This window comes from Calidifontibacter terrae, assembly GCF_054778835.1.
The window spans coordinates 690,188-708,460 of record NZ_BAAGZF010000006.1 but is presented as its reverse complement, the minus strand read 5'-3'; the positions used below and the strand labels follow the sequence as shown (position 1 = coordinate 708,460).

The window sequence follows — 18,273 nt, the reverse complement described above, 5'->3', positions numbered from 1 at the left end:
CAACCTGGACAACTACCAGCGCCGGATACTCTCAACCATCGCGCTCACCCGAGCACGACGAGACGCAGCATGACCCGGCCCGCCCCGCGGAAAGTCGAAGAGCCGCATAGCCCGGAGTGACCAACGCGCAGCAGGAGCCACGGTCACCGCCTGAGGGCGTTCCTCTTTCAGCGGCTCACGCGACACCTGTCGCCGGCCATGCCGCGATAAGCGCTGTTATCAGAGGCCCGGCGACTCAACCGCTGCTGGAGCAGAGTTCCGACGTCGTTTCCCAACCGCGGATGCCACTCCCAGAAGCGTCAGGAATGCGGTCAACTTGATCGGGACGGTGTCGTCAGGAATCACGACGAATGTGGCGTTGGAACTGCGGGGGATCGCGACATTCTTCCGGAAGCTGGAGGTCATTCATCCCGAGTCTCCACCGCCGGCGTCACATGCACGTCTCGCCGTGCCCCGAGCCACCCAGCCCGCCCGCGACCCCGCCGGTCCGGACCACTGGGACACCGGGGCGGTCAAGATTGTCGTCAGCAGGTCGTACATCGTCGCGTCATGGAGCCCAGAAGCGGCATGGGCGTGTGCCCGTCTCCGTCAGAGTTGGCATACCCCCATCCGCACTCCCCCAGGACTCGAATCGGGTTGACGCGGATGGAACGCGTCCTGCCGGACGCCGACCGGATTACGACTGGATGCTTCGCACAACTCGCTGACCTGCGGAAACGGTGTCTCAAACGTTGGGCCATCCCATGCTTATCCTCGTCACATCCCATCAGGACTCCCGTCACCCGCGTCGTCACGCGGGTGACGGAGGGTCCGGTGACTGGCACATCCGCCATGTTCGTACGACAGACGGCACAAATCGGACGAGGATGGGCATGTACAAGGTCGTCGTAGACGCGGCTAACCGCGAGCCACGGTCTGACCGTAAGCAGCTTCAGATGCACGAATGGGCGTATACCACACGGTGCCCGGATGTGTTGATCCAGAATTCATCGGACACGATGAATTCTGCCCGCCAGACAAATTTCCAACCGCTACGCCAACTCCGGGCCCCCATGGCATAACAACCGGTGCTCCGCTGTCGCCAGGGGCGGCACACAATGATGTACGAACGACGCCGTTAACACGCCAGCCATTTGTGACGGAGTAATAAAAGGCGTTGATCTGCGTAACACTTCCGCACGTCACACCCGTCGAAGTTCCATACTTGCAGACCCAGTTGTTGAGCACCGTGTTTTGAGTGCTCAATATCCTGTTCTGGCCGCCACTATAATTAGCGTAGTAGCCTGGCCGTACGCGATTTGCATAGAGTCCGACGAGGCCACGGTCTATGCCACCATTTTTAAAATGTGACGATTTCGTCAAACCCACGACCGTTCCCGCCCCATCGGATACTGGCCTGCCGAGATCTTTGAGGGTGTCGCCATTCCAGGTGCAATGTCCTGCAGTAATGAGATTTCCTTGTGTAGTGACTAGGCCAAGGCTACAAACCGATTGCCGAGCGAATACGCCATCATCAGTCTTGGAGTACCAGCCAGCAACCGACAGGAACAGTTGCGGCTCCTCGTTCGGAGCGATGCGTCGAACGGTCGCCCGCGGCAACCGCCGCTTTACTTCTGCAACGGCCTCGTCCGTAGCACTATTCTCAAGATTAACGGTCAATCTGCGAGTCTGGGGGTCAATCTCGGCCGATACGACGCTTAACGTGTCAGCGGTGTTTTCAGGCAGTTGGCTGGCGACCTCAGATGCTGTCGACGACACCGTAATATCTACTTTCCGCACTGCCACTTGGGATGCAACGGCGCTTGGAACCGAGGCCGGGTTCACCGTTTCCAAGACGGGCGTGCCGATTCTTTCATCTAGCGAAAAATCTGCGAGTGGAATGTTGGAGCTTGCAGATAAGCTAAGTATGGTTTCGGTTGATGAAATTTGATTTTGCAAGAAGGTAGACGCCTCGCTCGCACTTAGCCCGCGAGCTGACATTAGCTGTGTCAGTTCAATTTCATTGGACCAGGCATTACCTGCGGCTGCCGCACGTGGCAGATATGGGGTGGCGAATCCACCGATGGCCACAGCTGTGACTGCGCCCACGGCGAACGTAGAAGCAAAAATCCTCAGAATTCTCCCCTAAGAATATTTTTACTTGGCGGCCGCGTCAATTACGGGGTGTCCGCCGTGGGCGTCCCTGGGCCGTCATATTTGGCTATTCCAGTTCCGGTGGATTCGTTGACGACATGTTGATTGCTGAACGGTTTCGCTAGCTTAACGTGGCGTCCGTGTAACGTCGCCGAGTATATGTCGGGGCCGGTGTTTTGGTCGGGTTTAATGATTCCAGAGACCACAATTTTTGTTGGCGACTCCGATACTAGCTGCACCGATTCGAGGTACGCCCTATTTGCATCAGTGGTGTAAAGATAAAGCATAGTTCTGTCAGGAGACAGTGCGTAGTATTGAAAAACAGCGGTATGTGGGGCCAATGGATTTACCGCAACAGCTCCCGTGGATGAGTGGGCGGGCTGTCCAGCCTTTTCGCTACCGCAGCCAACGATCAGGCTCGCCGCAGCAAGCATCGCCAATGCCCCCACTCCTAGATGCTTCATGGGTGGAGAGTAGACCCAAGGGCCGACCTTGGCGACTCCCGTGGGCGAATCGTAACTTGTGCGCCTGCTGCGTGAACGCGGCGATCGCCACTCACCCGGCCTGGCCGCGATCGTAGTAGGCCGTGGACTGATGGTGGTTGACCGATTGACCGGGGCGATCATGGCCAGCCGAGCGCCGGACGGTAGGGCATCGCGAGAACATCAACACCGGATGTGACCCGACCTTCTAGAGACGCGTTGACTCGATGAAGTCCAATAGTTGAGCGAGGTCGTGACCCCAGAACAACGTGAGACCGTCCTTCTGCGCCGTAGCAAGGTTGTGCCGCTTGAAGACGCCCGAGAGCACCGCTGCCGGCAGGCAGTTGTTGGTACCGAACTCCTGCACCCAGATCTTCGCCTTGACGGCCGCGTCGTGTTAAGTCGCTTGACACTGTTGGTTGCGGAGTTGCTGACCTTGCACTCGATGGGCATGGAACGTCCGTCGCACAGGCGTACGATGAGGTCGGCTTTGCGACTGCCGAACAGGGCTTCGCGACAGTACTCGCCCACTTCGGGTAGGAGTGAGGTGTTGTCGACAGTGCGGCGTGCCACCTTCGTGAAACCCACACCATCCAGAGCCGCAGCGACCGGATCCTCCTGGTCGTCTTTAGCGCTGGTGCGGCGAAGGGTTTGAACCTTCTGTGTTGCGATCAGTGCAGCAGTCGAAATCACGGCGGTGTCCCCTTGGAGCGCGATCTCTCGTGTGCCGTCTGCCAGGGCACGGGTCAGATCCGCCGCTGTGGTGACTGTCGCCGTCTTCGCGCTCATACCGTTTCCTTCTTCGTCGTGGGTGACCGAATTCTAGAACTGGTTGCCGTGAACCGCCTTGGCTTAGGGTATTTCCTCGGCGACGTTCAAGCCTGCGTACGGCGAGCATGCTGGGCCGGCGTTGGGGCCCGCTGTCCCTGATCAGTCCGGTCCGGGCGACCGGCGGTTCTGCTTCACCTCGGAACGCTCGCGCTTTGCGTCCAACCGGCGTCGTTCTGATCCGCGTGTGCGCCGCGTCGGTCGGCGAGGCGGGGTGGGCATGACGGCCTCCCGCAGGAGCGCGACAAGCCGTTCCCTGGCTGCTACCCGATTGCGTCGCTGGGACCGGTGCTCGGCCGCGGCGATCGTGAGAACCGTCCCCGACAGTCGCGAGGCCAGTCGCTCCAATGCGAGCTCACGCTGAGCCTCGGTCAAAGCTGCTGTGGTGGCGATGTCGAGGCTGAGCTGCACGCGCGAGTCCGCGGTGTTGACACCTTGGCCGCCTGGTCCGGAGGCGCGCGAGAACTGTTCCAGCAGCTCGCCCGCCGGAACGGTCATTCCCCGAGGCGCGCCAGGTCCCGGCGGTATCTGCAGGTCGTCCACACCGGCCAGTCTGCCCGTTTGGCACCGGACACCTCCTCCCGCTCGCGTATCGGGTTTGGGGGAGCTCCCTTAGCCGCGCGGCTGGATTTCGCCCATCGGCCCGAACCCGTCGACGCTCTTGGCGTCGGTGTAGATGATCTCCGGGCGCGCCGAGACGATGTCGGGCATCGCGCTGAAGAAATCGGCGACATGTTGCTGCTGCATGTGAACCTCACCGGCGGCCGCATCGACATAGCCCTCGATGCAGACGTACGTGTTGGGTTCCTGGACGCTCTGCGCGAATTCGAAGAAGAGGCAACCCTCTTCACCGTTCACGGCGGCGGCGTAGGCAGCGGACAAGTCATGCCACTGGGCGAGTTTGTCCTCGCGGATCGGCATCCGGACGTTGATCAGGATCATGGTTGTCTCCTCTGTCGGTGGGGTTCCATCGAACCGTAGTTCGGTTTCTCGACGTACGCAGGGGAGCCCCCGGCCAGCAGGCCAGGGGCTCCCCTGTCGTGCGGTTTGCTCAGCGGTGCAGATCGAACCGGTCCAGCTCGGCGACCTTCACCCAGGCGGCGACGAAGTCAGTGACGAACGCGGCCTGGTCGTAGGCGTAAACCTCCGCGACCGCTCGCAACTCCGAGTTCGAGCTGAACACCAAGTCGGCGCGAGTTGCGGTCCACGAAGCTCCCAGTGTGCGGTTGCCGCCGCGGTAGGTGTCGGCATCAACGGCGGCCCATTGGGTGTCCAGGTCGAGCAGGTTGACGAAGAAGTCATTCGTCAGCTGCCCTTCCCGGTCGGTCAGCACGCCGTGCTTCGATCCGCCGGTGTTCGCTCCGAGCACCCGCAAGCCACCTACCAAGACCGTCATCTCCGGCGCGCTGAGGCCCAGGAGGTTGGCGCGGTCCACCAGCAGGTTCTCGGCAGGCAGGACGTTGTCGGAGCGGTCGTAGTTGCGGAAGCCATCTGCCCGCGGCTCCAGGTAGGCGACCGAGTCGACGTCGGTCTTCTCCTGAAGCGCGTCACCGCGACCGCCGCGGAACGGCACCTCGACCTCGACGCCAGCAGCCTTGGCGGCCTGCTCCACACCGACGTTTCCGGCCAACACGATCAGGTCAGCAAGCGAGATCTTGCCGCTGGCGTCCTTGATCGCGGTCAGCGTCGACAGCACGCCGGAGAGCTGCTGCGGGTCGTTGACCGCCCAGCTGCGCATCGGCTCGAGCGCGATGCGCGCGCCGTTAGCGCCGCCCCGCTTGTCGCTGCCGCGGAAGGAGGCTGCGGACGCCCACGCGGTCGAAACCAGCTGGGAGACAGTCAGGCCCGAGTCGGCAATCTTCGCCTTGAGCTCGGCAAGTTCGGTCGCGGTGGCGGTCGTCGTGGTGGGCTCGATCGGGTCTTGCCAGATCAACTCCTCCGACGGCGCCTCGGGGCCGACGTAACGGGTGACCGGGCCCATATCGCGGTGCGTCAGCTTGAACCAGGCGCGTGCGAACGCATCGGAGAACGCAGCCTGGTCATCCTTGAAGCGGCGCGAGATCGCGTCGTACGCCGGGTCCGTTCGCAGGGCGATGTCGCTGGTCAGCATCCGCGGTTCACGGCGGCCGTCGCTGTGGGCCAGCGGCACCATGTCGTCGCCGGCCCCGTTGGTCGGACGCCACTGCTGCGCGCCAGCTGGGCTCTTCATGAGCTCCCAGTCGTAGGCGTAGAGGATGTGGAAGAACTCGTTGTCCCAGCGGGTCGGGTGGTAGGTCCAGGTGACCTCGAGTCCGCTGGTGATGGTGTCGTCACCCGATCCGGTGCCGTGCGAGTTGCTCCAGCCAAGACCGTTGTTCTCCAGCGGTGCATCCTCGGGCGTGGGGCCGACGTGGGCGTCAACATCGGCGGCGCCGTGGGTCTTGCCGAAGGTGTGGCCACCGGCAATCAGGGCGACGGTCTCTTCGTCGTTCATCGCCATCCGGGCGAACGTCTCGCGGATGTCGATGGCCGACCGCAGCGGGTCAGGTTCGCCGTTCGGGCCTTCGGGATTGACGTAGATCAAGCCCATCTGGACAGCCGCGAGCGGCTTCTCCAGGTCGCGCTCACCCTTGTAGCGCTCGTCGCCCAGCCAGGTCGTTTCCGGGCCCCAGTAGACGTCGTCGTCGGGCTCCCAAGCGTCGATGCGGCCGCCGGCGAAGCCGAAGGTCTCCAGGCCCATCGTTTCCAGCGCCACGTTTCCGGCGAGGATGATCAGGTCGGCCCACGAGAGCGACTTGCCGTATTTCTTCTTAACCGGCCAGAGCAAGCGGCGGGCCTTGTCGAGGCTGACGTTGTCGGGCCAGCTGTTCAGCGGTGCGAAGCGCTGCTGGCCGGTGCCGCCGCCGCCACGTCCATCCATGACGCGGTAGGTGCCAGCGCTGTGCCAGGCCATGCGGACCATCAACGGCGCGTACGACCCGAAGTCGGCCGGCCACCACTGCTTGGAGTCGGTGAAGACGTGGGCAATGTCGTGCTTCACCGCAGCCAGGTCGAGGGCCGCGAAAGCGCTCGGGTAGTCGAAGTCATCGCCGAGCGGGTTCGCCACGGCCGGGTTCTTGGCCAAAATCTTGAGGTTCAAACGGGTCGGCCACCAGCGCTGGTTCGCAGCGCCTTGGGTCGGGTCGGGCTGGCTGTGCAGCACGGGGCAACCGGCGGCATCGTTGGAGGCGCTGTTGTCGTTGACTTCGGCAAGGGTCGAGTTGTCGGGCGACGGGTCGCTCATGGTGGTGTCAGGCATTGGATCCTCAGTTCTGTTCGGATTCAGCTGATTTCAGGTGGCACGCAGGGCATAGGCCCCAATAGACGACCTCGGCTTCGTCAATGACATAGCCGTGGTCGTTGCTCACCGACAGGCAGGGCGCCGCACCGATGCCGCAATCGACATCGGTGATGGCGCCGCAACCGCGGCAGATCAGGTGGTGATGGTTGTCGCCGCGCCGCCATTCGTAACGGGCGGGGGAGCCGGCCGGCTCGATGCGGCGCAGCAAGCCAGCGGTCGTCATGGCCGTGAGGCAGTCGTAGACCGCCTGGTGCGATACCGCAGGCAGGGACTGGCGCACTCTGCCGAGCACGGCGAGCGCATCGGAGTGAGGCCCACGTCGTACGGCGTCGAGGACGGCCAGCCGCGGCTGGGTTACGCGAAGACCACTGCCGCGCAGTGCGGCGATCAGCTCCTCGGTCATCACGATCTCAACCATGTCCCATAGTCTTGAACTATTCAAGACTATGCTCGAGACATCCCGTAGTGCGGACGAAATGGCACGCCGCGCGAGCAGCGGCGGGGAAATTGGTCGCTATAACGACGAAAACCCTTGACTACGGACGAAGTGGGGATGCCACGAGCAGGAGTGGCTCGGCGGTGCTTGGATGGCGATCATGACCGATCGGATCGTTTCTGCTCAGCGCGTCGTGCGCGCGCCCGCCGCCACCATCTTCGAGTTGATCGCGGATCCTGCCCAGCAACCCTCCTGGGATGGCAACGACAATCTCGCGAATGCTGTTGCAGGCCAACGGGTTCGGCGGGTCGGCGACATGTTCCGGATGACCACGACGAAGGGCCGCGAACGCGACAACCACGTGGTGGAGTTCGAGGAAGGGCGCCGCATCGCGTGGAAGCCGTCGGGTGTCGGCGAGCCGCAGCCGGGTCACCTGTGGCGGTGGGAACTCGAGCCGCAGCCAGACGGGACGACCCGCGTCACTCACACCTATGACTGGACCGAGCTCACCGACGAGTCACGCATGGAGCGGGCCCGGTGGACAACGGCCGACCGCCTGCAGGCGTCGATCGACCGGCTCGCCGCCGCGGTGGAACCGCCGGCCTGATCAGCTGCAGCAGTTCCCGCCGCAGCAACCGCCGCCACCCTCGGCCGCGCTCGACGCGGCGAGTTCGAGGGCTTGGGTGAAGGTCTCGACCGGCTGGGCGCCGCTGACGCCGTACCGTGCGTCGACCACGAAGAACGGCACACCCTGCACGCCGATGCCCTGCGCCTGGTCTGTGTCGGAGCGCATTGCGGTGTCGTAGCGCTCGGAGCCGAGCGCTTCCTCGATGTCGTCAGCCGCGAGTCCATGGGCGACACCGATGCGGGTCAGCACAGCCTTGTCGCCGATGTCTTCAGCCTGCTCGAAATGCGCCGCCATCAGATCGCGGACGACGTCGTTGGCCACTCCGCGCAGCTGGGCCAGGTGAACCAGGTGATGGGCCAGGCGGCTGTTGGCCACCTTCAGGCCGGCGAAGTTGAAGTTCAATCCGTCAGCCGCAGCGATCGAAGCGACATGCGAGGTCATGGCCTCGACATCCGCGCGTTCCATGCCCTTGCTCACCACCAAATAGTCGACCTCCGAGCCGTCGAAGGACTCCGGCAGCGACGGGTCGAGCTGGAAGCTGTGCCAGATGACCTTGACGTCGTCCTTGCCCGGGAACTGCGAGAGGGCGCGCTCGAAACGCTGGGTTCCGATGTAGCACCACGGGCACGCCAGGTCTGACCAGATATCGACATTCACGTCGAAGGCCAAGTCGACAGCGATGGAATTTGTTCCCGGTGGACGGGGAGCGCGGGCCAGGTCACCGGACCACCGCGACCGGGCAGGGGGCGGAATGGAGCAACCCGTGGCTGACCGACCCCAACATCATTCCCCGGAATCCACCGCGCCCGCGGGTGCCGACGACCAACAGGGCAGCCCCCTGGGCGGCGTTCGACAACACGCTGGTCGGATCGCCTTCGAGGAACTCGCCGGTGATCTTGACCTCGGGGTGTGCGTCGCAAAGATCCTGCAACTGCTGCTCGAATGCGGCGCGGGCGCCATCGCGTTGACTGCCGGAGTCCATCGCGAGCGCGGCGCCATCGACGTAGGTCGCGGCCGCGAGCATGGTCGCGGTGTCGTTCCAGACGCGTACGAAGTGAAGGGGCGCCTGATGCATGTTCGCGGCGAAGATTGCGTAGTCGGCGGCCTTGCGGGAGCGTTCGGAGTCGTCCAATCCGGCGACGATGCCGTGGGTGGCGTTCGGGAGTTCTGTCTCCGACCGGACCACCACGACCGGACACGGCGCATGGGCCGTGATGGCGTAGGACGACGACCCGAGCAGGGCCGACAGCAACGGGCCGCGCCCGCGGTTGCCGATCACCAGCACTCGAGCCCCTTCGGCGCGGTCAACGACGACCTCCGCCGGGTTGCCCACGTCGGCCGCGGTCTCAACGTGGGCGGCGCCGATCTCGCCAGCGATCTTCGCGCCCTGGAGCGCGAGTTCAGCTGCGGCAGAGCGCATCTGGTTCGGGTCGAGAACTGCCCCGCTGCCGTAGTCGGGCATGGTCGGCATCGGGACGGCGGCAATGACTCGCACCTCTTCGCCGCTGATCTTCGCCGAACGCGCAGCCCAGTCGAGCGCGGCGCGGCTGTCCGGAGTGTCGTTGAAACCGATGGCGATCATTGCTTTCCTCCTGGTGGGATCAGCCTTCTACTACCGATGGTAGTACTATCGCCGTTAGGCGAGAACCTCGACCTGTTCGTGATCGCGCAGCCGCGCGCTCAGCTCCTGCAGGTGGTGACGTCCATCGCCAAAGGTGCGCTCGATCGCGGTGAGCCGCGCCGTGTAGTGGCCGACGGCGTATTCAGCGGTCATCCCGATCCCGCCGTGCAACTGGATCGCTTCCTGGCCGACATGTCGACCAGTGCGTCCGAGCAGCACCTTCAAACGAGCCGTCGTCGACGGATCGCGCGGTTGGTCACCAATGGCCATCGCCGCGAACAGCGCGCAACTGCGCGCCAGTTCGACACTGACGTACATGTCCGCCGCGCGTTGAGTGAGGGTCTGGAAGGTGGCCAGTGGAACCCCGAACTGCTTGCGCGTCTTGAGGTAGTCGGTGGTCAGCGACAGCGCAGCGTCCATTGCTCCGACGGCCTCTCCGGCCAGGGCGACCAGGCCCAGGTCGAGACCGGCGGCCAGCACATCGCCACCCCCGAGGCGTTCGGCGGTGACGCTGGCGAAGTCGACCGCGAAACCATCGGCTTTGGCGCTGCGGACCAGGAAGACTCCAACCTCGCCGTCGACGACCGCAGTGGTGACCACCGCGTCGGCGTCGCTGAGGTCAGTGTTGCCATGGCCAGCGCCGCTGATGGTCCAACTGTCGCCGGACTGCTGGGCCTTGCGGGTTGGTCGCTGCGGCGCCCATCCGCGGCCAGGCTCGCCCAACGCGGTCAGCACTACGGCGGAGCCCTCAATGACGTCGCCGAGCAGGCCGTGCCCGGCGGTGTCGAGCATCGCGGCCGCGGCGAGAGCATCGGCGTACGGCGCCACAACCCGGGCTGCACCGAGCTCACCAGCGGCGATCACGACCTCCACCGGGGTTGCTCCGAAGCCGCCCGATTCCTCGGCGAACGGCAACCCGAGCAGACCCATCTCCGCCAGTTTCGTCCAGCCGGCGCGGTCGAAGGGTTGCGGTCCGGTGGGGGTGGACCCTGAACCGGAGGACGGTGTCAGCCGGGTGGCCATCTCGCGTACGGCGTCGCGCAGGGCGCGCTGTTCGTCGTCATAGGTGAAGTCCATCGTTCAACCCTTCAGTCCGAGGATTCCGCCGGAGATGATGCTGCGCTGCACCTCGTTGGATCCGCCGTAGATCGATGCTTTTCGGAAGTTGAGATAGGTCGGGGTGGTGCGCGCGGTCCAGCTCTCGCCGTCCCACGACAGTGATTGCGGTCCGGCGATATCGACCAGGAGTTCCAGGACGTCCTGCTGGAGTTGGCTGCCGCGCAGTTTGAGGATCGACGACGCGGGATCGGGCTTGCCGTCGTGGGAGCCGCCAGCGACTCGCAGGACGGTCAATTCCAGCGCCATCACCTCGGTCTCCAACTCTGCGATCCGCGCGGCGATGAGCGGGTCATCGAGCAACGTGGCGTCACCGTTGGCGGTCGCCTCGGCGGCCTGCTTGGCGGTCGCCAGCGTGCGCTTGATCGAGCCGACCGGCGCGACACCGACCCGTTCGTTGCCGAGCAGGAACTTCGCGTAGTCCCATCCGTGGTTCTCCTCGCCGACCAGTTGATCGGCCGGCACTCGTACGTTGTCGAAGAAGACCTCGTTGACCTCGTGGCCGCCGTCGATCAGCTGGATCGGGCGGACGGTGATACCGGGGGTGGTCATGTCGATCAGCAGGAACGAGATACCCATCTGCTTCTTGGGCGCGTTCGGGTCGGTGCGGACCAACGCGAAGATCCAGTCGGCGTGTTGGCCGAGCGTGGTCCAAGTCTTCTGGCCGTTGACGATGTAGTCGTCACCATCGCGAACGGCGGTGGTGCGCAGGCTGGCCAAGTCGGACCCAGCGTCGGGTTCTGAGAAGCCCTGGCACCACCAGATGTCGAGGTTGGCGGTGGCCGGCAGGAAGCGTTCTTGCAACTCCGGCGAACCGAAAGCGGCGATCACCGGACCGACCATGTTGGCGTTGAACGCCAGCGGCATCGGCACCCCCGCGGACTGCATCTCGCTGCGCCAGATGTGCATCTGGAGCTCCGACCAGTCCTTGCCGCCCCAACACGCGGGCCAATGCGGCACCGCGTAGCCGTGGGCATTGAGGAACCGTTGGCTTTCTCGGATGACCGCTGGATCGGCTTCACCGTCGGCCATGAGCTGCCCGAGGTGTTCGGGGAAAGTGGCGAAGAAGGCGCGCATCTCCTGCTGGAAGGCGCGGTCTTGGGGGGTGAGTTTGCGCTCCATACGTGCTCCTGCCTCGGGACGGACGATCACGATGCAGGAGGCCGGACGGCGCCAGACCCGAGCGTTCGTGTCGGTGTGACAGACCCCACGTTAGGTGGCGTCACTGACTGCCGTTCACCGGATCCCTCGGAAATGTTCTGGCGAATCTGTAACGCCCTACCTGTTCCACCGATGTATGCGGTGGAACAGGTGCCACTCGGACCCCCGAGCGAGTGGCACCTGTTCTCCATTTCCCCGTCGGCAACAATGGCGACCATGCAGCGCACCATGATGAAGTCCAAGATCCACCGCGCCACGGTGACCCAGGCCGACCTGCATTACGTCGGTTCGTGCACGATCGACCGCGACCTGATGGCAGCGGCAGACCTGCTTGAAGGCGAGCGCATCGACATCGTCGACATCGACAACGGCAACCGACTGACGACTTATGTCATCGAGGGTCCGGCCGGAACCGGCGTCATCGGGATCAACGGGGCGGCCGCGCGGCTCATCGATCCGGGCGATCTGGTGATCGTGATTGCGTACGGCGTCATGGACGACGCGGAGGCCCACGCCTTCCAGCCGCGGGTCGTGCACGTCGATCGGAGCAACAAGATCGTCGAGTTGGGGTCCGACCCCGGTCATGCCCCCGCCGGCTCCGGCCTGGTCGACTCGCGCATCTGAGCCTCCCGCACCGTTCGTGGGGCGGGAGTGCGGAGGCGGGTCGTCAGACGCCGACGCCGACCGCCATGCCGATCAGGTAGGTCACGATCATCGCTAGCGCACCGCCGACGACATTGCGGGCGATGGCTCGCTGGGCGCGCGCACCGCTGAGCTTGGCGCTGACCGCGCCGGTGACCGCCAGGATGACCAGCACCGCCACGAACGTGGCCCAGACGTTCACGGCCGAGGGCAACAAGATGACCAACGTGGGCAGCAGTGCGCCCACAGTGAACGAGGCCATCGAGGCCCACGCGGCATGCCAGGGGTTGGTCAGCTCGTCGGGGTCGATGCCGAGTTCGACCTCGGCATGAGCACCGAGCGCGTCGTGCGCGGTGAGCTGACGGGCAACCTTCTCAGCGAGCTCGCGATCCAGGCCCTTGTCCTGGTAGAGCCCGGTGAGTTCTTCTAGTTCCTCGTGTGGCGTGTCGCGCAACTCACGCTGCTCTTGAGCGAGCAGTGCTTGCTCACCGTCGCGTTGCGTGCTGACCGAGACATATTCGCCGGCCGCCATGCTGAGCGCCCCGGCGACCAGTCCGGCCAACCCGGCGACGAGCAGCGAAGTGCGGTTGTTGTCGGCGCCAGCGACCCCGATAACCAAACCGGCGACGCTGATCACCCCATCGTTCGCGCCGAGCACCGCGGCGCGCAGCCAGTTCAGCCTCGAGGCATCGAGCGGGCCGTGCGGTTCGTCATGCGGGGCTGCGTACGTCGTTTCATCGGCTGTCATCGCAGGTCTCCTTCCCGAGGCTGTTAGGCCCATCGTGGTCTGAGCGCGGCTGAACGTCCACGAACTCGGCCGTGGACGAGGTTGTCGGAGGTGCCGCCTACGCTGTGAGCGTGACTTCGCCTCCGACTGTTATCAACCCCTGGCGAGCCCTCTCGGCTCTGCTGCTCGGCTTCTTCATGATCCTGGTCGACTCGACGATTGTGTCGGTGGCGACACCGGCGATCATCACCAGCCTCCACACCGACATCAACGGCGTCGTGTGGGTGACAAGTGGCTATCTGCTCGCCTACGCAGTGCCGCTGTTGATCACCGGCCGGTTGGGGGACCGGTTCGGCCCCAAGCGGGTCTACCAGGTCGGCCTGGTGGTGTTCACACTGTCGTCCCTGTGGTGTGGTCTGACCGGTTCGATCGGCATGCTGATCGCCGCCCGCGTGGTGCAGGGCCTGGGCGCTGCGCTGCTGACGCCGCAGACGATGGCGATCATCACCCGTATTTTCCCGGCTGAACGACGGGGCCAGGCGATGGGTCTGTGGGGCGCCACCGCCGGCGTCGCCACCCTGGTCGGCCCGATCCTGGGTGGTGTGCTGGTGGACCACGCCGGCTGGGAATGGATCTTCATCATCAACGTGCCGGTCGGCGTCCTCGCGCTGGTGCTCGCGCAGCTGATGGTGCCCGACCTTCCGGGGCGCTCCCACGCCTTCGACTGGTGGGGCGTTGTGCTCTCGGCAGTCGGCCTCTTCTGCATCGTCTTCGCGATCGAAGAGGGCGAAAAATACAACTGGTCCACGATCACCGGTTTCATCTCGGTGCCCTTGCTGATCGTCGTCGGCCTCGTCGTGATGGTTGCCTTCGTGTGGTGGCAGAAAGTCAACCGGCGCGAACCGTTGATGCCGCTGATCCTCTTCGAGAACCGCAACTTTTCGCTGGCCAGTGTCGCGATCACGGTGGTCGGTTTGGCCATCACCTCGATGGCGATCCCGCTGATGATTTGGGCGCAGACAATCCGCGGCTGGTCGCCGACTCAGTCCGCGCTGCTCTTGGCGCCGATGGCGGTTACGACCGCCGCCCTCGCCCCGTTCGTCGGCCGGTTGGTCGATCGGATGCACCCCCGCACTCTCGCCGGGTTCGGGCTGTTGGCCTTCTCGGCGGCCCTCGGTTGGATCGGTTTCCTGCTCGACACTCACACCTCGGTCGCGGCGCTGATGCCGCCGATCATCCTGCTTGGCGTTGCCAACGGCTTCATGTGGTCGCCGTTGTCCGTCACCGCGACGCGCACCCTTCCGCCGCAGCGCGCGGGCGCCGGGTCCGGTGTTTACAACGCCGTACGCCAAGTCGGTGCGGTCATCGGCAGCGCCGCCATTGCGTCGTTGATGGAGTCGCGACTGACCGCTCACCTCGGCGCGCAGGCGACCGCTGCCGGCGGTCAAGGCGGCGGCTCGTTGCCGCCGCAAGTGATCGAGCGCATTGGTCATGGGTTCTCCCGCGCCATGGGTGAGGCGCTCTACCTGCCGGCCGCGCTGGTTCTGATCGGCGTCGTCGCCGTGCTGTTCTTCACCAACCCCCACGGCAAGGTCGAGGACGCGTGACCCGCATCCGGGTCGTCGCCGCGGCGCTGGTCGACGACCTCGAGCGGCCCACCCGGCTGCTCGGCGCTCGCCGGTCGGCGCCGGCGAACCTTGCCGGCGGCTGGGAGCTGCCCGGCGGCAAGGTCGAGCCGGGGGAGAGCGACCTGGCCGCGCTGCGCCGTGAGTTGCTCGAAGAACTCGGGGTGGGCCTTGAGATCGGCGACCACGTTCCCGGTCCCGTCGACGACGGCTGGCCGCTGGGGGAGCGCCACCTCATGCATGTCTGGTGGGCGCGGGTGACCAGCGGCGAGCCCGCCCCGCTGGAGGATCACGACCTGCTGCAGTGGTTCGGCCGAGCGGCATTGGCCGACGTCGAATGGTTGACCAACGACCGACCGGTGATCGAAGCGCTCAGCGAGCGCCTCGACTGATCCTCAGATCTCACCCTCAGAAGTGAACATCGACCCGTGGCTGTCGGAGTTGCCGGCGGTCGGGTCCGCCGCGACTGCTTCCACCGCATGGGGGTGCAATTCGCCGGAGGCAATCTGCTCGGCCCAGTGACAGGCAACGCGGTGGCCGGCCGGAACGCCGCCGATTTCGACGACCCGCAGCTGCGGGCGGTCGGTGTCGCACTTTGTCGCCTGCTTCCATGGGCAGCGGGTGTGGAACCGGCAGCCGCTCGGCGGGTTCGCCGGACTCGGCAGGTCACCGGCCAGGATGATCCGCTCGCGGGAGTCTTCGATGGTCGGATCCGGAACGGGAACCGCCGACATCAACGCCCGGGTGTAGGGGTGCAGCGGCTGGGCGTAAAGGTCGTCGGCCTCGGATTCCTCCACCAGCGACCCGAGATACATGACCCCGATCCGATCGCTGATGTGCCGCACCACCGCCAGGTCGTGAGCCACGACCAGATAGGTCAGCCCGAACTCCTCTTGCAGGTCCTCAAGCAGGTTGATCACCTGGGCCTGCACCGACACGTCGAGTGCAGAGACCGGCTCGTCAGCGACGATCAGCTTCGGGTCGACTGACAGCGCTCGGGCGATGCCGATCCGTTGGCGCTGACCACCGGAGAACTCGTGCGGGTACTTCTTCAGCGCCGCGGGTGGCAGCCCGACCGCCTGCAACAGGTCACGCAGTCGCTTGTTCGCGGCCGCCTTGTCCTTGGTGAGTCCGTGGGCGTTCATACCCTCCAACAGGAGGGCCTCCACGGTCTGCCGCGGATCGAGGCTGGACAGCGGGTCCTGGAAGACCATCTGCATGTCCTTGCGCTTGCGGCGCAGTTCCTCCCCGGCCAGCGAGGCGACATCGACCCCGTCGAAGTGAACGGTGCCGTCGGTGGGCTCGTCCAACCGCAGCAGGGCCCGACCGAAGGTCGACTTGCCGCAACCGGATTCACCGACCAGGCCGTAGGTTTCGCCCTTGCGGATCTGCAGGTCGATGCCGTCGACGGCGTAGACGTGGCCGACCGTACGGTCAAAGATGATGCCGCGCTTGATCGGGAAGTGAACCTTGAGCCCGCGCACATCCACGAGCACGTCGCCGTCGGCGGCGGAAGCGGTGGCTTTGTCGAGCGAAACGTCGGTCATCGAGAACCCTCCTGAATCGGGTTGAAGCAGCGCAGGAATCGGTCACCGTCGAGACCCCGACCGTCGGGATCGAGCGTGGGGCTCTGCTCACGGCATTGCCCGATCGGCTGCGAGCAGCGGGGCGCGAACGCGCACGCCGAGGTCCACGGCAGGTTGTCAGCGACCGAACCGGGGATCGGGTTGAGTCGTTCCCCACGGGCTCCGTCGAGGCGCGGGATCGAGTCCAACAAACCCTGCGTGTACGGGTGTCGCGGCTGGGCGAACAGGTCGTGTCGCCACGCCCGTTCGACGATCCGGCCGCCGTAGAGCACGTTCACCTCATCACACAGCCCGGCAACGACGCCGAGGTCGTGGGTGATCATGATCAACGCGGTGTCCGACTCCTGCACCAGTTCCTTGAGCAGCGCGAGGATCTGCGCCTGGATGGTGACGTCGAGCGCGGTGGTCGGTTCGTCGGCGATGAGCAGCCGCGGTTGGCAGGCCAGCGCCATCGCGATCAGCGCGCGCTGGCGCATGCCACCAGAGAGTTGGTGCGGGTATTCCCTCAGCCGCCGGTTCGGGTCGGGGATGCCAACCTTGTCGAGCAGATCGCGCGCCTCGGGCATCGCCTTCTTGCGGGAGAGTCCGCGGTGACGCTCGATCACCTCGGTGACCTGAATGCCCAGCGGGACGACGGGGTTCAGCGACGACAGCGGATCCTGGAAGATCATCGCCACGTCGCGGCCGCGCCGGTCGCGCATCTGCTTGTCCGACAGCGTCAGCAGGTCGGTGCCCTCGAAGACGACGGATCCGCCGACCTTGTTCCCGCGCTTGGGCAGCAGCCCCATGATCGCCATCGAGGTGACGGACTTTCCGCAGCCGGATTCGCCGACGAGCCCGACCGTCTGTCCGGGTCGTACGTCGAAGGAGACGCCGTCGACGGCGCGGAAGGGCGTTTTGCCCTTGGTGCCGAAATCGACCGTGAGATCGCGGACTTCCAGCAGGGGCGGACCGGACGCGGACTCGCGTCGAGTGTGCTCGGGTGTGGTGGTGCTCACCGGGTCACCTCCGGGATTTCGGGTCGAGGGCCTCACGCAGCGATTCGCCCATCAGGGTGAAGCCGAGCGCGGCGACGATGATGCACAGCGCCGGATAGACGGCGAGGTGCGGGAAGGTGTCGAAGAAGTCCTGCGCCTTGCCGAGCATCTGGCCCCATTCGGGGCTGGAGTCCTCGGGGTTGCCGAGACCGAGGAACGACAGCGCGGCGGCGTCGATGATCGAGGTGGCCGCGACCATCGTGGCCTGCACCAGAACCGGGGACAACGAGTTAGGCAGCATGTGACGGAAGACGATTGCCGATCGCTTGACGCCGAGCGCCCGAGCCGCCACCACGTGGTCGGCGTCGCGTTGGGCGATCATCGACCCGCGCAGCAGTCGGGCGAAGATCGGAATCGTGGCGATCCCGATCGCGACAATGACGGACGTCTGCGAGGGGTGGCCGAAGAGCGCCGCAATCGAGACGGCCAGCAGCAGCGACGGCAGCGACAGCATCACGTCGACCAGACGCATCACCACGGAGTCGACCCATCCGCCGAAGGCGCCCGCGAGGGTGCCGAGCGCCAGGCCACCGACGAATCCGATGAGCGTGGCGGAGATCGCGATGATCAGGGTGTTGCGCGACCCCACGATCAACCGGCTGAGCAGGTCGCGACCTTGGTCGTCGGCGCCGAGCGGGTAGCCGCTCTCGGGTGCAGGAACCGGGTTGTTCTGCGGGCTCACCTTGTTCAACAGGTAGCCCTTGGCCGGGTCGTGCGGCGCGAGAAGCGGGCCGAAGATGGCCAGCAGAATGAGCAGGACCACCAGGGTGGCACCCACCAAAAAGGCCGGGTTGCGGCGCAGTCGAGACCACGCGCTGGCGATCAGGCTGACACCGGCACTGTCGTCGATTCCGCCGGTGTCGGCGTTAGAACGATCGGCGAGGTCGTCGATTCGTTGCTTCTTCGAACCTGAGTTCAAGACAGCCATCGGG

Annotated in this window: 17 protein-coding genes and 1 pseudogene; 4 read left to right on the top strand and 14 right to left on the bottom strand. The window is 65.2% G+C overall.

Annotation, left to right across the window (positions count from 1 at the left end; all coding sequences use genetic code 11):
* Nucleotides 1-897 precede the first annotated feature (897 nt).
* The 6 genes and pseudogenes from ACYU98_RS11535 to ACYU98_RS11510 form a co-directional block, all read right to left on the bottom strand.
* A complete protein-coding gene (locus ACYU98_RS11535; protein WP_460468349.1) occupies nucleotides 898-2,070 on the bottom strand; it encodes a S1 family peptidase in 1,173 nt (390 codons plus the stop codon).
* A 753-nt stretch (nucleotides 2,071-2,823) separates the two neighbouring features.
* Nucleotides 2,824-3,404, bottom strand: a pseudogene (locus ACYU98_RS11530) (XamI family restriction endonuclease).
* Between the two features lie 141 nt (nucleotides 3,405-3,545).
* Nucleotides 3,546-3,986 (bottom strand): alternative ribosome rescue aminoacyl-tRNA hydrolase ArfB, encoded by a 441-nt coding sequence (gene arfB, locus ACYU98_RS11525; RefSeq protein ID WP_460468348.1) that lies wholly within the window; start codon nucleotides 3,984-3,986, stop codon nucleotides 3,546-3,548.
* 69 nt (nucleotides 3,987-4,055) lie between these two features.
* Nucleotides 4,056-4,385 (bottom strand): putative quinol monooxygenase, encoded by a 330-nt coding sequence (locus ACYU98_RS11520; protein ID WP_460468347.1) that lies wholly within the window; start codon nucleotides 4,383-4,385, stop codon nucleotides 4,056-4,058.
* A 109-nt stretch (nucleotides 4,386-4,494) separates the two neighbouring features.
* Nucleotides 4,495-6,705: a catalase/peroxidase HPI gene (katG, locus tag ACYU98_RS11515; RefSeq protein ID WP_460468366.1), complete on the bottom strand. Its 2,211-nt coding sequence runs from the start codon at nucleotides 6,703-6,705 to the stop codon at nucleotides 4,495-4,497.
* Between the two features lie 22 nt (nucleotides 6,706-6,727).
* Nucleotides 6,728-7,180, bottom strand: coding sequence for a Fur family transcriptional regulator (locus ACYU98_RS11510; protein WP_460468346.1), 453 nt, complete (start codon nucleotides 7,178-7,180; stop codon nucleotides 6,728-6,730).
* A gap of 178 nt (nucleotides 7,181-7,358) precedes the next feature.
* Between ACYU98_RS11510 and ACYU98_RS11505 the strand changes: the two genes are divergently transcribed.
* Nucleotides 7,359-7,805 (top strand): SRPBCC family protein, encoded by a 447-nt coding sequence (locus ACYU98_RS11505; RefSeq protein ID WP_460468345.1) that lies wholly within the window; start codon nucleotides 7,359-7,361, stop codon nucleotides 7,803-7,805.
* On the opposite strand, the gene ACYU98_RS11500 is transcribed toward ACYU98_RS11505, so the two are convergent.
* Genes ACYU98_RS11500 through ACYU98_RS11485 form a run of 4 tightly spaced genes read right to left on the bottom strand, consistent with a single transcriptional unit; the run spans nucleotide 7,806 to nucleotide 11,685 of the window.
* Nucleotides 7,806-8,495 carry a DsbA family oxidoreductase gene (locus tag ACYU98_RS11500; RefSeq protein ID WP_460468344.1) on the bottom strand — a complete coding sequence of 230 codons (690 nt, stop codon included), beginning with the start codon at nucleotides 8,493-8,495 and terminating at the stop codon, nucleotides 7,806-7,808.
* A gap of 49 nt (nucleotides 8,496-8,544) precedes the next feature.
* Entirely contained in the window at nucleotides 8,545-9,408 is an 864-nt protein-coding gene (locus ACYU98_RS11495) for a universal stress protein (protein ID WP_460468343.1), read from the bottom strand.
* 54 nt (nucleotides 9,409-9,462) lie between these two features.
* Entirely contained in the window at nucleotides 9,463-10,524 is a 1,062-nt protein-coding gene (locus ACYU98_RS11490; protein ID WP_460468342.1) for an acyl-CoA dehydrogenase family protein, read from the bottom strand.
* Between the two features lie 3 nt (nucleotides 10,525-10,527).
* Complete coding sequence (locus tag ACYU98_RS11485; RefSeq protein WP_460468341.1) at nucleotides 10,528-11,685, bottom strand: acyl-CoA dehydrogenase family protein; 1,158 nt, start codon at nucleotides 11,683-11,685, stop codon at nucleotides 10,528-10,530.
* A gap of 255 nt (nucleotides 11,686-11,940) precedes the next feature.
* On the opposite strand from ACYU98_RS11485, the gene panD reads away from it, so the two are divergent.
* Nucleotides 11,941-12,348, top strand: coding sequence for an aspartate 1-decarboxylase (panD, locus tag ACYU98_RS11480; protein WP_460468340.1), 408 nt, complete (start codon nucleotides 11,941-11,943; stop codon nucleotides 12,346-12,348).
* Nucleotides 12,349-12,391: 43 nt separating this feature from the next.
* On the opposite strand, the gene ACYU98_RS11475 is transcribed toward panD, so the two are convergent.
* Nucleotides 12,392-13,114, bottom strand: coding sequence for a VIT1/CCC1 transporter family protein (locus tag ACYU98_RS11475; RefSeq protein ID WP_460468339.1), 723 nt, complete (start codon nucleotides 13,112-13,114; stop codon nucleotides 12,392-12,394).
* A gap of 104 nt (nucleotides 13,115-13,218) precedes the next feature.
* Here ACYU98_RS11475 and ACYU98_RS11470 point away from each other — a divergent pair, with 104 nt between their 5' ends.
* Together ACYU98_RS11470 and ACYU98_RS11465 are read left to right on the top strand one after the other, a co-directional pair.
* Nucleotides 13,219-14,700: a DHA2 family efflux MFS transporter permease subunit gene (locus tag ACYU98_RS11470; RefSeq protein ID WP_460468338.1), complete on the top strand. Its 1,482-nt coding sequence runs from the start codon at nucleotides 13,219-13,221 to the stop codon at nucleotides 14,698-14,700.
* Nucleotides 14,697-15,110, top strand: a complete 414-nt coding sequence (locus ACYU98_RS11465) for a (deoxy)nucleoside triphosphate pyrophosphohydrolase (RefSeq protein ID WP_460468337.1) — start codon at nucleotides 14,697-14,699, stop codon at nucleotides 15,108-15,110. Before ACYU98_RS11470 ends, ACYU98_RS11465 begins: the two co-directional genes overlap by 4 nt.
* Nucleotides 15,111-15,113: 3 nt before the next feature.
* Here ACYU98_RS11465 and ACYU98_RS11460 read toward each other — a convergent pair whose 3' ends face one another.
* The 3 genes from ACYU98_RS11460 to ACYU98_RS11450 are packed head-to-tail and all read right to left on the bottom strand — an operon-like array spanning nucleotide 15,114 to nucleotide 18,269.
* The gene (locus ACYU98_RS11460; protein WP_460468336.1) at nucleotides 15,114-16,265 is read right to left on the bottom strand and encodes an ABC transporter ATP-binding protein; all 1,152 of its coding nucleotides are present in this window, start codon (nucleotides 16,263-16,265) and stop codon (nucleotides 15,114-15,116) included.
* Nucleotides 16,262-17,302 carry an ABC transporter ATP-binding protein gene (locus ACYU98_RS11455; RefSeq protein WP_460468335.1) on the bottom strand — a complete coding sequence of 347 codons (1,041 nt, stop codon included), beginning with the start codon at nucleotides 17,300-17,302 and terminating at the stop codon, nucleotides 16,262-16,264. Before ACYU98_RS11455 ends, ACYU98_RS11460 begins: the two co-directional genes overlap by 4 nt.
* Nucleotides 17,303-17,306: 4 nt before the next feature.
* Nucleotides 17,307-18,269 carry an ABC transporter permease gene (locus tag ACYU98_RS11450; protein ID WP_460468334.1) on the bottom strand — a complete coding sequence of 321 codons (963 nt, stop codon included), beginning with the start codon at nucleotides 18,267-18,269 and terminating at the stop codon, nucleotides 17,307-17,309.
* Between the last annotated feature and the right edge of the window lie 4 nt (nucleotides 18,270-18,273).